Genomic DNA, 13,945 nt, shown 5'->3' on the forward strand with positions numbered 1-13,945 from the left:
CGGGTAAACTGCCCGGATGCAACGAATCACCACCACCGGGCGCGTCAACCTCAGTCACCTGTTCTGGCTCCGTAATCTCGCGATCGTCGGCCAGCTCGTGACGATCGGCGTCGTGCAGACCTATTTCGGCGTGCATCTGCCGCTGCCGGCGATGCTGATGGTCATCGCGCTCGAAATCGTTTTCAACGCGTTGACCTGGGTGCGCGTGCTGCGCGCGCGGCCCGAGACCAATTTCGAGTTGCTCGGCCAGCTGTGGGTCGACCTCGGTGCGCTGTCCGCACTGCTGTTCCTGTCGGGCGGCACGACCAACCCGTTCGTGTCGCTGTACCTGCCGTCGCTCGCGATCGCGGCGGCCGTGCTGCCGTGGCACCTGATGATCTGGCTCGCGGCGTTCGCGGTCGCGTGCTACGCGGCGCTCGGCTTCGATTCGGTGCCGCTCAACATGGACAATCCCGCGAACCTGTTCGACTACTACCGCACCGGGATGTGGGCGAACTTCATGGTCAGCGTCGGGCTGATCGCGTGGTTCGTCGCGCGCATGTCGAATGCGCTGCGCCAGCGCGATGCGGCGCTCGGCGAAGCGCAGCAGCACCTGCTGCGCGACGAGCGGGCGGTCGCGCTCGGCGTGCAGGCCGCCACCGTCGCACATGAGATGGGCACGCCGCTGTCGACGATCGCGATGCTCGCCGAGGAGTTGCGCGACGCGGCGCGCGCCGATCCGGGGCTGGCGCGCTACGAGGCCGACCTGAAGGTGCTCGAGGAACAAATGACGCTCTGCACGTCGGCGCTCGCGCGCCTGCGCAGCCGCGCGAGCGCGCCCGCGAGCCGCCAGCCGGTGGACGACTGGCTCGACACGTTCGTCGAGCACTGGCGCCTGCGGCATCCGCACGTGCAGTTCGAGCTGCTCGGCGCGCGTCCGGCGGGCGTCGCGCTCGACGACACGGTCGCGGCCGGCCAGATCCTGACGATCCTGCTCGACAACGCCGCGCGCGCGAGCCCGCAGCGCGTGACGCTGGCCGCGAAGGTCGCGCACGACCGCGCGGCCGACGAGATCGAATTCGAGGTATGCGACGACGGGCCCGGCATTCCGGCCGCGCTGCGCGAATCGCTCGGCGCGATGCCGGTCGACAGCACGCAGGGCGGCCACGGGGTCGGCCTGTATCTCGCGTTCAGTGCGGCCGCGCGGCTCGGCGGCGCGATCGAACTGTCCGATGTCACGCCGCGCGCGGCGGGCGGCAACGGGCGGGCGGGCGGTGCGGCGAACGGCCAGGCCGCTGCCGTATCGGGTCAACGCGCGGGCGAACGCATGGCAGAACGAACGGCCGGCACGCCGGACAGCCGCGCGGCCGGCGCAACCGCCGGGCGCGGCACGCGGGCCGTGCTGCGCCTGCCGGTCGTGCGCGTCGCGGCGCCGGCCGCCTCAACCAACACGTAGACGGAGAAACCACATGAGCGAGAACAATTTCCTGGTGATCGACGACAACGAGGTGTTCGCGGGCACGCTCGCGCGCGGCCTCGAGCGCCGCGGTTACGCGGTCCAGCAGGCGCACGACAAGGAGACGGCGCTCAGGCTTGCCGCGGGCGGCAAGTTCCAGTTCATCACCGTCGACCTGCATCTCGGCGAGGATTCGGGCCTGAGCCTGATCGCGCCGCTGTGCGACCTGCAGCCCGATGCGCGGATTCTGGTGCTGACCGGCTACGCGAGCATCGCGACCGCCGTGCAGGCCGTGAAGGAAGGCGCCGACAACTATCTCGCGAAGCCCGCGAACGTCGAGTCGATCCTGGCCGCGCTGCAGACCAACGCAACTGAAGTGCAGGCCGACGAGGCGCTCGAGAATCCGGTCGTGCTGTCGGTCGACCGGCTCGAATGGGAGCACATTCAGCGCGTGCTCGCGGAGAACAACAACAACATCTCGGCGACCGCGCGCGCGCTGAACATGCACCGCCGCACGCTGCAGCGCAAGCTCGCGAAGAAGCCGGTGCGGCAGTAAGTCCGGCCCGCGCGGTTTCGCGCGGCAAGCCGTTCGCGCGAGGGCGCCGGCGTCGGGCCGCGCGGCGGCTGCCGCCGCCTCGGACGCATGCGGTAGCGGTTCGCTGCGAGGCTCACCGCGGGAGCGCACCTGCGGCCGGGTGCGCGACACTTGCCGATTCGTTGCGTCAGTTTTCGCGTGGGCGCCGCGGAAGCACCCACAGCATCCTTCCCACCGCCTCGGCCTGGTTTCGCGAATGCGTTTTCTCGTAGATCGCGCGCAACTGGGTGCGGATGGTGGCGAGCGACACCCGGGCGCTCGCCGCGCATTCCTCGGGTGTTTTGCCGCCGATCAACGCCTCCGCCACCGCGGCTTCGGCACTCGACAGGCCGAACGCCTGCCGCAGTTGTTGCGCGACGACGAGCGGCGCGGCGCTTCGCCGTCTGGCCGTCACGAGCAGCGTCGCGCCGCCGAATGCGGCATGGAGCGCCGGCCCGGCCAGCGCGGCGATGCCGAGAAAGATTTCGTGGGCGGCGTCCAGCGAGCCCGTCAGCGCGAGGCTCTCGCCGTTGCGGGTCTTCGCGACGCGTGCCAGCGCGGTCTTCAGCGCATCGTTGTGCGGCGCGCTTGCGGCACTCAGGTGTCCATGCTCGAGCTTGAGGCAGGTCGTCGCGCGCAACATCGACTCCGCCGCACGATTGACGAAGACGACACGCGCATGCCGGTCGAGCGCGAACACGGCCAGGCCCAGCTCTTCCATCAGTTCGGCGCCGAGCGCGGCGTCGCGGTGCAGCACGTTCGCATCCTGCCAGAGGTTGATCGCGCGCTGCAGATGTCCGGCCATGCCCGACAGGGCAGCGCGTTCCTCGGGCGAATAGGGTGGGCGGCCGCAAGCCCTCAGCAACCCGAGCAGGATGTCGTCGCCGCCCGGGCGCGCCAGGCGGACGCCCATCAGGTAACGAATGCCTGACGGAATCTGGTAGTCCTGGAAGAATTCGCTGCGCGCGACATCTTGCTCGGTGAGGTGATCCTGACAGCACACGAATTGCCCGAGCGGTGCCTGCTCGACAAAGCTGCGGCGCGGATCGAGTGCGCCGTAGTACTGGTCGTAGAGCGCGACGACACTTTCCAGTTCGGCGCGCGGGGAGTAGATCGAGAACTGCGGCGCATTGCGCGCAGAGTCCCAGCTGAACATGTGAAAAACGTTTGCGCCGAGTGATTCGGATACCTGATGAAAGACTTCGAGAAAGCCGTCCGGGCGCAGCGCGGCCTCATAGAGGTCGCCGATGAGGTGGTCCCTTTGCATTGTTCTTCCCCGCTCCCGTTGGCTCGCATGGCAATCGCGGCGCATCGGTCTTTGGTCTGATGATTTGCTTCGAACCCCGAATGTTTGGTCAGGCTATCACAGGTCCTTTGCGATCTGGGGCATGCGCGATCGCGATTTTCATCTACCTGGATGATGATCCGGAAAATCGGTTTTGCGAGAATCCCCGCCATTCAGCGTGCGTGCGCGACGCGTATGTCACGCAATAACCGGAAGGTCCTCGGGGGAAAACAATGAAACGCACACCTGTCGTACTCGGTATTGCCGCACTGGTCCTGACTGCTTGCGGGGGCGGCAGCGATTCGTCGTCCGGCGGCTCGCCGCCGCCGGCCGCGCAGACGGTCAGCGGCGTCGCGGCGGCGGGTGCCGCGATGCAGGGCGCGATCGTCACGCTCGTCGACGCAACGGGCAAATCGGCCGACTGTCCGGCCGACGCGACCACCGGTGCGTTCCATTGCACGGTGACCGGCATGACCGCGCCCTTTGCGCTGTCGGCCGTCGGCAATGTCGCCGATTCGCAGGCGACGCTGATCTCGCTCAGCGCCACCGCGGGCACGCAGACGATCAACATCACGCCGCTCACGAATGCGATCGCCGCCACGATCGTCGGCGACAACCCCACGAAGTTGCTGGGCAACACCGGACTGCTGCAGAGCAAGGTGACGGCGCAGGCTGTCGCCGGCACCGTGCAGGCCTACTCCGCCGCGCTGGCCGACGTGCTGGCCGCAACCGGCAACGCCGGCGCCGACCTGATCGCCGGGCCGCTGACCGCGGGCGCGCCCGGGCTCGACCGGCTGCTCGACCAGTTGAAGGTCAACGTGCTGCCGGACGGCGGCGTGCAGATCAGCTCGGTGGCGGGCACTTCGAGCGATACGCCCGCGCAGCTTCAGCTGGCGCCCGGCGTCGCACCGCAAGCCGGCGACAAGGCCAGCCTGCCGGCCGTCGCGACCATCGACGGCGCGCCGCTGTCGAACCTGCCGAGCGCCAGCGATCTCGCGTCGCTGCAGGCTGCGTTCAACCACTGCTTCGCCGGCACCACCGCCGCCGCGCGTCTCGGCGGCGGCGTGCCGGCCTGCAGCCAGCTCGTCGTCGACGACGTCGCGTCCGGCGCGTTGAACGCCGGCGTGCCCGCGGCCTACCTCAACAACGGGATGTCGGCGCAACAGGAGTTCGGCACGGCGCCGGGCATCGTGGCCGACGATGCGATGAACAACGCGAGCTTCAGCCTGCCGGAGGTGATTCGTGTGGTGGCCGGCGACACCATGTGGGTCAAGCTGTCGTGGACGCGCGCGGACGGCATTCGCGACGGCATGCAGCAGCACGTGCAATTGGCGGTGAAGGAAGGCGCCCGAACGAGCGGCGACACCGGCTGGCGCGTGATCGGCAACCGGCGTGCGGTGCTGAGCAAGGTGAATGCGAACGCGCAGAAGTGGGACTGGCTGAATCCGGCCAATCCGTCGACCGGCACCAATGCGTTCGTCGACTCGCTGAACCTGCAGGTCGGAATCGTCGATGCTGACGGCAAGGCCGTGGATTTCGCGATCGTCAAGGGCCCGGGCTTGCGCAACGGCGTGTTCCTCCAGCCGTCGAGCGGCACGTGCGACACGCTCAATATCCGCGCGCAGATCGCCAGCGGGCAGACGCCGGCCCAGCTCGCCGCGCTCGCGAAGGGCAGCCAATGCCGCAACAACTATCGGCTGGCCGGCGTCGCGCAGGACCCGGCGAACCAGGGCATGTTCACGTGGCCCGGCGACGCACCGCGCAACAACACGGCGTGGTCGAAGCCGCAATTGAGCGCAGCGGAGCTGGCCGACATCAAGCCGTTCAGCGCCTATACGATCGACCTCTACCAGAACGGCAGCACGGCCGCGCCGGCAAAGAGCTATACGGTCCGTCTGCGGACTCCGTCGCCGCTGCCCGACGCACTGCGCCAGTATCAGTGGCACGACCCCGCGCAGTCGACGCGCGACATGCTGACGCCGGGCACGGCCAGCACGTTCGCGGGCGGCGCGACCTTCCCGCTCGGCTGGACCTCGAAAGCGGGGCTGCCGTTCGTCAAGCGCGGCAACGTGCAGATTCGCGCGACACCGGCGGGGCAGACGTCGGCGGTCTTCGTCAACGGGACCGCGCGTGCCACGCCTGCGCAGCCGGGTACCGCAGTGACGCTCAACGTACCGGGCGATCAGGGCGTGGCGTTTCCGTCGGTGGCTGGCTGGACGGGCGCTACCGATTTTTCGTTCGCGAGTCTGAGCTGGTCGGATCCGTTCGACATGCAGTTTACGGTGTCGGTCGAGTACGACCGCTGACGGGCCGGCGTCGGCGGGCCGCCGCGCCCGCTCCCAAAAAAACGGGCGACTCCAGCGGAGTCGCCCGTTTTTCGTCGGAAGCCGGGTGCCGCGTTACAGTACGTAGCGCGACAGATCCTCGTCCTGTGCCACTTCGCCGAGCGCCCGGTCGACATACGTCGCGTCGATCGTCACGCGCTCGCCGGCGTGATTGCCGGCCGAGAACGACACTTCCTCGAGCAGTTTCTCGATCACCGTGTACAGCCGGCGCGCGCCGATGTTCTCGGTCTTCTCGTTGACCGAATACGCGATCTCCGCGAGGCGGCGGATGCCGTCCCGGGCGAATTCGAGCTGCACGTCTTCGGTCGCGAGCAGCGCCTGGTACTGCTTGACGAGGCTCGCGTCGGTCGCATCGAGGATCGCCTCGAAGTCTTCCACCGACAGCGATTCGAGCTCGACGCGGATCGGGAAGCGGCCCTGCAGTTCCGGAATCAGGTCGCTCGGCTTCGCGAGATGGAACGCGCCGCTCGCGATGAACAGGATGTGATCGGTCTTCACCATCCCGTACTTCGTGTTGATCGTCGTGCCTTCGACGAGCGGCAGCAGGTCGCGCTGCACGCCCTGGCGCGACACTTCGCCGCCGCTGCCTTCATTGTTGCGCGACGTGATCTTGTCGATCTCGTCTAGGAACACGATGCCGTTCTGCTCGACGTTCTGCACGGCCTTCGTCTTCACTTCCTCGTCGTTGAGCATCTTCGCCGCTTCCTCGTCGGTCAGCAGCTTCAGCGCTTCCTTGATCTTCACCTTGCGGCGCTGCTTCTTGCCGCTGCCGAGGTTCGAGAACATCGAGCGGATCTGCTCGGTCATCTCTTCCATCCCGGGCGGCGCCATGATGTCCATGCCGACCGACGGCTGCTCGAGGTCGAGCTCGACTTCCTTGTCGTCGAGCTGGCCTTCGCGCAGGCGCTTGCGGAACGTCTGGCGCGTCGCGTTGTTGTCGTCGTTCGCGTGTTCGGCGTTGCCGCCGAAGCCCACCGCGCGCGGCTGCGGCAGCAGGATGTCGAGGATGCGGTCTTCCGCCTGGTCGGTCGCCTTGCTGCGCACCTTGCGCATCTCGGATTCGCGCGTCTGCTTGACCGAGATCTCGATCAGGTCGCGCACGATGCTGTCGACGTCGCGGCCGACGTAGCCGACTTCGGTGAACTTGGTCGCTTCGATCTTGATGAACGGCGCATCGGCGAGCTTCGCGAGGCGGCGCGCGATTTCGGTCTTGCCGACGCCCGTCGGCCCGATCATCAGGATGTTCTTCGGCGTGATTTCCGTGCGCAGCGGATCGGCGACCTGCTGGCGGCGCCAGCGGTTGCGCAGCGCGACCGCGACGGCCTTCTTCGCCTTGTTCTGGCCGATGATGTGCTTGTCGAGTTCCGAGACGATCTCGGCAGGGGTCATGGTGCTCATGGGGCGGTCCTTACTCGATCGTTTCGATGATGCGGTTGTGGTTCGTGTAGATGCACATGTCGCCGGCGATCCCGAGCGACTTCTCGACGATCTCGCGCGGCGACAGCTCGGTGTTCTCGGCGAGCGCGCGGGCCGCGGCCTGCGCGTACGCGCCGCCCGAGCCGATCGCGCAGATGCCGCCTTCGGGGTCGAGCACGTCGCCGTTGCCGGTGATCACGAGCGTGGTGGTCGCGTCGGCCGTGATCAGCATCGCCTCGAGGCGGCGCAGCATCCGGTCGGTGCGCCAGTCCTTCGCCAGCTCGACGGCCGCACGGGTCAGGTTGCCCTGATGCTTCTCGAGCTTCGCCTCGAAGCGATCGAGCAGCGAGAACGCATCGGCGGTGCCGCCCGCGAATCCGACCAGAACCTGGTTGTTGTAGATCCGCCGCACTTTCCGCGCGCCACCCTTCATGACGATGTTGCCGAGGGTTACCTGGCCGTCGCCGCCGAGCGCGACCTTGTCGCCGCGCCGGACTGAAACGATGGTCGTGCCGTGAAATTGCTCCATCTGCGTTCCTTGAGAAAAACGGGGAAGAGTCGGGCGGCGCGAGGCGCCGCCGCGTGAATCGCAGTGCGCCGGGGAGCGGCCCGGCGCGCGTCCGTTTCATTTTAGGGCGGGCGCGGGGATATCAAGAGGCGGGAGGCAAATCGGCCGGCCGGGAACCGGTGCCGGAAAAACAAAAAGCGCGCGGCAGGCCGCGCGCTTTCGGGAAGCAGCGTGTCGGAGCGGAACGCCGCTCGATCAGTCGCCGAACAGCTTCTGGCGCAACTCGCGGCGCTCTTGCGCCTCGAGCGACAGCGTGGCCGTCGGACGCGCGAGCAGGCGCGGAATGCCGATCGGCTCGCCGGTTTCCTCGCACCAGCCGTAATCGCCGGAATCGATGCGGGCGAGCGACTGCTGAACCTTCTTGAGGAGCTTGCGTTCGCGATCGCGCGTGCGCAGCTCGAGCGCGTGCTCTTCCTCGATCGTCGCGCGATCGGCGGGATCGGGCACGATCACCGTCTCGCGCAGGTTCTCGGTCGTCTGGCCTGCATTCTTGAGGATGTCCGCCTGCAACTGTTCGAGCCGATTTTTGAAGAAGGCGAGCTGATCCTCATTCATGTAATCCTTGTCGCTCATCTTCAGGATTTCGGCTTCGGTCAAGAGTTTCTTCGTCATCTGCTTGCTTCTTCAATGTGCGGCAAATCGACAGATATTGCCTGCACTTTGGGATTACCCGCAACCGCGTTTGCATTCATTTGCGATTTGCCGCCGCGGGGCCGAAAGCCTCTGGAAAACCGGTTCTCAAATACCAGGATAGGCCTGGCGCGGATTTGCGCGCGCGGCGAACCGGTGTGCTGCGCGGCAGATCGCATCGGCCGCGGCCGGGTGGCGGATTGGCGATCCGGCGCGGTTGCGATGCCCGGAAAACTGGTTCAGCAAGAACCGGGCCTGTTTGTTGCCGTACTCCAGCGGGCACGTATTGTAACTGAATCGCAAGCGGGCGCCGTATCGGGTCGATCCCCGTCGGCTGCGCCAATATCTTGAAAATATAACGCGCAAATCGCGAAAAAGCGATGACGGCGAAACCCTGCCCGCACGCCGCCGCCGGGGCCGCCGCGAAAGCGGCGGCGCGGGCGGGGCGCAAAGGGGCAAAAAAGGCCGCAAATGCGGCGTCCGCGCGCGTCAGGCGAGGCAGGCGTCGAGGCCGTCGGTGATCAGGTCCTGCGGCAGGTCGACGCCGATGAAGACCATCTTGTTGGTCTTCTTCTCGGCCGGCAGCCACTTCGCGGCGAGGTCGCTGCCCATCATCTGGTGCACGCCCTGGAACACGACCTTGCGGTCGACGCCCTTCATGAACAGCACGCCCTTGTAGCGCAGCATCCGCTCGCCGTAGATCTGCAGGATGCCGCCGAGGAAGTCTTCGAGCTTGTTCGGGTCGAACGGGCGGTCGTTGCGGTACACGAACGACTTGATCTTGTCGTCATGGTGCGCGTGGTGGTGATGGTGGCCGTGGTCGTGATCGTGCGCGCATTGACCGTGATCGTGATCGCAATCGGCGTGATCGTGATCATGGCCGTGATCGTGGTGATGGTGCGCGTGATCGTCCTCGGCGAGGAAGTCGGGGTCGATCTCGAGCTTCGCGTTCAGGTTGAAGCCGCGCAGGTCGAAGATTTCCTTGATGTCGGCTTCGCCGAAATTCACGACCTTGATCGCGGCCCTCGGGTTCATGTGCATCAGGCGGTGCTTGAGATCGGCGACGGTCTGGTCGTCGACGAGGTCCGACTTCGTGATGAACAGGCGGTCGGCGAAACCGACCTGGCGCTGCACGACTTCGTGTTCGTCGAGCTGCGCGTCCGCGTGCTTCGCGTCGACGAGCGTGATGACCGCGTCGAGCAGGAAATCGTCGGCGATTTCGCTGTCGATGAAGAAGGTTTGCGCGACGGGGCCCGGGTTCGCGAGGCCGGTCGTCTCGATCACGATGCGGTCGAAGTCGAGCTTGCCTTCGCGCTTCTTCGCGGCCAGATCGCCGAGCGCGCGCGCGAGGTCGCCGCGGATCGTGCAGCAGATGCAGCCGTTGCTCATCTGGATGATCTGCTCGTTCGAATCCTGCACGAGGATTTCGTTGTCGATGTTCTCTTCGCCGAACTCGTTCTCGATCACGGCGATCTTCATGCCGTGCTGTTCGTTCAGGATGCGCTTGAGCAGCGTCGTCTTGCCGCTGCCGAGAAAGCCGGTAAGGATGGTGACGGGAGTGGCCATGTCGGTCGCCTGTGGTTCGTGAATCGGGGTCAAAACCAGGATGTGCGTCGCGCCCTCGCGCTGCGAGCCGGGGCGCACAACCATCCATTGAAACATACCTGTCAAGCCCCCGCCCGTCGTCCGGACGACAGGCGAAAGCGCTGGCCCGCCAGGCGGGGCTGGCGGACCAGGGTGTCCGCCAAGATCGGGGCGATCAGACGATTTGCAACAGCAGGCCCTTCAGATATTCGCCTTCCGGGAACGCGGCGAGCAGCGGGTGATCGACGCCCGCGCCGAGCCGCTTCAGGATGCGCGCGTCGACCTTCGCGTCGGCTGCCGCGCCCGCGACGATCTTCTGGAACAGGTCCATGTCGATCGCGCCCGAGCACGAGTACGTGAACAGCAGGCCGCCGGGGCGCAGCAGCTTGAAGCCGCTCAGGTTGATGTCCTTGTATGCGCGCGCCGCGCGATCGACGCTGTCGCGGGTCGGCGCGAACTTCGGCGGATCGAGCACGATCAGGTCGAAACGCTCGCCTTCGTCGACGAGGCGGCGCAGCGTCTTGAATGCATCCGCGTCCAGCCAGGTCGCGCGTTCGGCGTCGAAGCCGTTGGCGACGACGTTCTGCTGCGCGAGCGCGAGCGCATCGCCCGACGAGTCGATCGACACGACGCGTTTCGCGCCGCCCTTGAGCGCCGCGAGCGAAAAGCCGCCCGTATAGCAGAAGCAGTTCAGCACGTCGCGGTCGGCCGCGTACTGCGCGACGAGCGCGCGGTTGTCGCGCTGGTCGACGTAGAAGCCCGTCTTGTGGCCGTTCGGCACGTCGACGTGATAGCGCACGCCGTTTTCGTTCGCGATCAGCGTCGCGGGCGGCGCATCGCCGGCCAGCACGCCGGTCGTCTGTTCGAGCCCTTCCTTGTCGCGGATCGACACGTCCGAGCGCTCGTACACGTTCGGACAGCCCGTCGCGCCGCTGAGCGCCGCGACGATCGCGTCCTTCCACGCTTCGACACCCGCGGCCATGAACTGGCAGACGAGCTGGCCGCGCGGCGCGGCGCCGGCTTCCGCGGTGTCCGCGACGTAGTAGTCGACGATCAGCCCCGGCAGCCCGTCGGCCTCGCCGAACACGAGCCGCACCGCGCCCGTGCCGGACACCATCGTCGTGCGGTGCGCGACCGCGCGCTGCACGCGGCGCTTGAAGAACGCATGGTCGATCGGCTCGTTCTCGTCGAAGCTCCACACGCGCACGCGGATCTGCGACTGCGGGCTGTACGCGCCGCGCGCGAGGAAGCGGCCGTCGTGCGTGCGCACGATCACGGTTGCGCCGGGCGCGGGCTTGCCGTCGACGCGGTCGATCGCATTGGCGTAGATCCAGGGGTGGCGACGCAGCAGCGATTTTTCCTTGGACGGCTTGAGTGTGACGGTTTGCATGATGGGATCGAAATGGGCCGCGCCCGACGCCGACCGTTGCCGGTCGCCGCGCGCGGCGGGTAACACGGGACGCGCGTCAGTCGCGCTTCTTCGCGCGCGGATGCGCGCTGTCGTAAATCTTCGCGAGATGCTGGAAGTCGAGCGACGTATAGACCTGCGTCGCGGAGACGCTCGCGTGGCCGAGCAGTTCCTGCACCGCGCGCAGGTCGCCGCTCGACTGCAGCACGTGCGTCGCGAACGAGTGGCGCAGCACGTGCGGGTGGACGTTGGCGGGAATGCCCGCGGCGAGCGCCGCGCGCTTCACGCGCTCGCGCACGACGCCGGGCGACATCCGGTTGCCGCGCACGGACACGAACAGCGGATGCGGGTCGTGCTTCACGAACTCGCCGCGCACCGCGAGCCACGCATTCAGCGCATCGATCGCCTTGCGGCCGACCGGCACCTTGCGCTCCTTGTTGCCCTTGCCGCGCACGGTGACTTCGGCTTCGGCGAGATCGAGCCAGCCGGCCGAGCGGTAGCCGTCGGCCTGCGTGTACATGACGTCGAGCCCGATCAGCTCGGCCAGGCGCAGCCCCGACGAATAGAACAGCTCGAGGATCGCATGATCGCGGATGCTCTCGGTCGTGCCGGCGAGCGGCGCGTCCATCAGCGCCGACGCGTCGTCGACCGACAGCGCCTTCGGCAGCGTTTTCGGCCGCTTCGGCGCGCGCACCGCGGCAACCGGGTTCGCGGGCATCTCGATGCGCTGCGCGAGCCAGCGGTAGAACGCGCGCCATGCCGAAAGGCGGTGCGAGATCGACCGCGCGGACAGCCCGCCCGCATGCGCGCGCGCGACCGCGCCGCGCATGTCGGCGGCGGTCAGCGCTTCGAGCGGGCGGCCGGCCGCGAGCTTCTTCAGTTCGTCGAGTTCGTGCGTGTACGCGCGCAGCGTATGTTCCGACAGCTGCCTGACGTGCTTCAGGTTCGACAGGTAGGCGGCGACCGGATCGTCTGTCATCGTGTGCGCGGTCAGTGCGGCAGCAGGCGCGTGAGCGCTGCGCTCGCGAGCGTCGCGATCCGCGCGAGGAAGTCGGTGGCCATCCCGTCGTGGAAGCGGCGCGGATCGGGCGAGCCCAGCACCAGCAGGCCGAACGCGGGCGCGTCGGTGCCGGCGAGCGGTGCGCGCAGCGCGAGCAGTGCGACCGATGCGGCCGAGCCGTCGCCGGCCGGCGCGGCTTCAGCGCCTTCCGCCGCATTCGCGGCCGAGGCGGCTACCGCGGGCGCGAGCCACTGCGCGGCCTCGAAGCCCGTGTTCGCGCCGCAGTACGGCGTCGACAGGCCGTTCGTGAACAGGCGCACTTCCTCGCCGACCTGGCGCGCGAAGTCGGCCTGCGCGTAGGTGTCGGCGACGTCCCACACACGCAGCGCGGTTTGCGGCACGTCGAACACGTCGGCGATGCCGCCGGCGATCGTGCGCGGCAGCGCGTACGGATCGCGTTCCGCGATCACGCGCGCGGTCCAGCGGCTGAACTTCGCGGACAGGCTGTCGTTCTCGTGGCCGTACCGCACAAGCTCGGCGAGACGGCGCTCGAGATGCTTGTTCTTGTCGCGGAGCATCTCCATCTGCCGCTCCTGCAGCGAGATCGCGGCCTTGCCGTGCGGGTTCGCGAGACGGATCGTCGCGAGCAGTTCGGCATGCTGCGCGAAGAATTCGGGGTTGGCGAGCAGGTAGTCGGCGACTTCGCGATCGTTCATGTGGCTGGCGCGTTCAGTTATCAAGGGCGTTGCAGGGTCAGGCGTTCAGGTCGATTTCGCCTTCGAACACGGTCGTGGCGGGCCCGGCCATCATCAGCGCGGCGGTTTCGTCGCGCGCGCCGTCCCAGCCGATCGTCAGCGTGCCGCCGTGCGTGTGCACGGTCACCGGCGAATCGAGCAGGCCGCGCCGGATGCCGGCCGCGACCGCCGCGCACGCCCCCGTGCCGCACGCGAGCGTCTCGCCCGCGCCGCGCTCGTACACGCGCAGCTTCACTTCATTGCGCGACACGATCTGCATGAAGCCGGCGTTCACGCGCTGCGGGAAGCGCGCGTGGTGCTCGATCAGCGGGCCTTCTTCCAGCACGGGATACGCTTCGGCATCGTCGACGACCTGCACCGCATGCGGATTGCCCATCGATACGGTCGAGATCCAGCGCGTCGCGCCGCCGACGTCGAGCGGCCACAGCGTGTCGCGGCCTTCGGTGCGGCCGTCGAGGCCCGACGCGTCGAACGGCACCTGCGCCGGCGCGAACACGGGCGCACCCATGTCGACGACGACTTCGCCGTTGTCCTGCAGCGTCAGCGTAATCAGGCCCTTCATGACCTGAACGCGCACGCTGCGCTGGTCGGTCAGGCCGCGGTCGCTGACGAATTTCACGAAGCAGCGCGCGCCGTTGCCGCAGTGTTCGACTTCGCCGCCGTCGCAATTGAAGATCCGGTACTTGAAATCCGCGCCGTCGACGGTCGGTTTTTCGACGAGCAGCAACTGATCGGCGCCGATGCCGAAGTGCCGGTTGGCGAGCGCGCGCACCTGCGCTTCGGTGAGCGGCGGCAACGCGCGCGAATAGCCGTCGAGCACGACGAAGTCGTTGCCCGCGCCGTGCATCTTGGTGAACGAGAGTTTCACTGGGTCCGGGATTCCATGACGAACAAGGCGGCCAGCCCGACGCGAACGGCCGGTGGCCATGCCGGGCGGCCTCGTTC

Annotated in this window: 12 protein-coding genes; 3 read left to right on the forward strand and 9 right to left on the reverse strand. The window is 67.6% G+C overall.

Translation table 11 applies throughout. From position 1 onward, the window contains the following. Positions 1 to 16: 16 nt before the first annotated feature. Together DM992_RS04340 and DM992_RS04345 are read left to right on the forward strand one after the other, a co-directional pair. A complete protein-coding gene (locus tag DM992_RS04340; RefSeq protein WP_111015864.1) occupies positions 17 to 1,435 on the forward strand; it encodes an ATP-binding protein in 1,419 nt (472 codons plus the stop codon). A gap of 13 nt (positions 1,436 to 1,448) precedes the next feature. After that, positions 1,449 to 1,991, forward strand: a complete 543-nt coding sequence (locus tag DM992_RS04345; protein ID WP_011546464.1) for a response regulator transcription factor — start codon at positions 1,449 to 1,451, stop codon at positions 1,989 to 1,991. A gap of 166 nt (positions 1,992 to 2,157) precedes the next feature. Here the strand turns inward: DM992_RS04345 and DM992_RS04350 are convergent, their stop codons facing one another. Beyond that, entirely contained in the window at positions 2,158 to 3,276 is a 1,119-nt protein-coding gene (locus tag DM992_RS04350; RefSeq protein WP_111015865.1) for a helix-turn-helix transcriptional regulator, read from the reverse strand. 251 nt (positions 3,277 to 3,527) lie between these two features. On the opposite strand from DM992_RS04350, the gene DM992_RS04355 reads away from it, so the two are divergent. After that, entirely contained in the window at positions 3,528 to 5,600 is a 2,073-nt protein-coding gene (locus DM992_RS04355) for a hypothetical protein (protein ID WP_111015866.1), read from the forward strand. A 93-nt stretch (positions 5,601 to 5,693) separates the two neighbouring features. On the opposite strand, the gene hslU is transcribed toward DM992_RS04355, so the two are convergent. The 8 genes from hslU to dapF all read right to left on the reverse strand — a co-directional run bounded on the left by hslU (position 5,694) and on the right by dapF (position 13,868). Next, positions 5,694 to 7,037, reverse strand: coding sequence for an ATP-dependent protease ATPase subunit HslU (gene hslU / locus DM992_RS04360; protein WP_111015867.1), 1,344 nt, complete (start codon positions 7,035 to 7,037; stop codon positions 5,694 to 5,696). A gap of 10 nt (positions 7,038 to 7,047) precedes the next feature. Next, entirely contained in the window at positions 7,048 to 7,584 is a 537-nt protein-coding gene (gene hslV / locus DM992_RS04365) for an ATP-dependent protease subunit HslV (RefSeq protein ID WP_006755256.1), read from the reverse strand. Between the two features lie 234 nt (positions 7,585 to 7,818). After that, positions 7,819 to 8,235 carry an RNA polymerase-binding protein DksA gene (dksA, locus tag DM992_RS04370; RefSeq protein ID WP_006477498.1) on the reverse strand — a complete coding sequence of 139 codons (417 nt, stop codon included), beginning with the start codon at positions 8,233 to 8,235 and terminating at the stop codon, positions 7,819 to 7,821. A 507-nt stretch (positions 8,236 to 8,742) separates the two neighbouring features. Beyond that, the gene (locus DM992_RS04380; RefSeq protein ID WP_204356109.1) at positions 8,743 to 9,915 is read right to left on the reverse strand and encodes a GTP-binding protein; all 1,173 of its coding nucleotides are present in this window, start codon (positions 9,913 to 9,915) and stop codon (positions 8,743 to 8,745) included. A 97-nt stretch (positions 9,916 to 10,012) separates the two neighbouring features. Further along, on the reverse strand, positions 10,013 to 11,227 hold the full coding sequence (locus DM992_RS04385) for a class I SAM-dependent rRNA methyltransferase (RefSeq protein ID WP_111017800.1): 1,215 nt from the start codon (positions 11,225 to 11,227) through the stop codon (positions 10,013 to 10,015). Between the two features lie 76 nt (positions 11,228 to 11,303). Continuing rightward, the gene (xerC, locus tag DM992_RS04390; protein ID WP_162631586.1) at positions 11,304 to 12,224 is read right to left on the reverse strand and encodes a tyrosine recombinase XerC; all 921 of its coding nucleotides are present in this window, start codon (positions 12,222 to 12,224) and stop codon (positions 11,304 to 11,306) included. A gap of 11 nt (positions 12,225 to 12,235) precedes the next feature. Beyond that, positions 12,236 to 12,961 carry a DUF484 family protein gene (locus DM992_RS04395; protein ID WP_111015869.1) on the reverse strand — a complete coding sequence of 242 codons (726 nt, stop codon included), beginning with the start codon at positions 12,959 to 12,961 and terminating at the stop codon, positions 12,236 to 12,238. 37 nt (positions 12,962 to 12,998) lie between these two features. Continuing rightward, positions 12,999 to 13,868, reverse strand: a complete 870-nt coding sequence (dapF, locus tag DM992_RS04400; RefSeq protein ID WP_111015870.1) for a diaminopimelate epimerase — start codon at positions 13,866 to 13,868, stop codon at positions 12,999 to 13,001. Positions 13,869 to 13,945: the final 77 nt, after the last annotated feature.

The organism is Burkholderia sp. JP2-270, assembly GCF_003233675.1.
Classification (GTDB): Bacteria; Pseudomonadota; Gammaproteobacteria; order Burkholderiales; family Burkholderiaceae; genus Burkholderia; species Burkholderia pyrrocinia_C.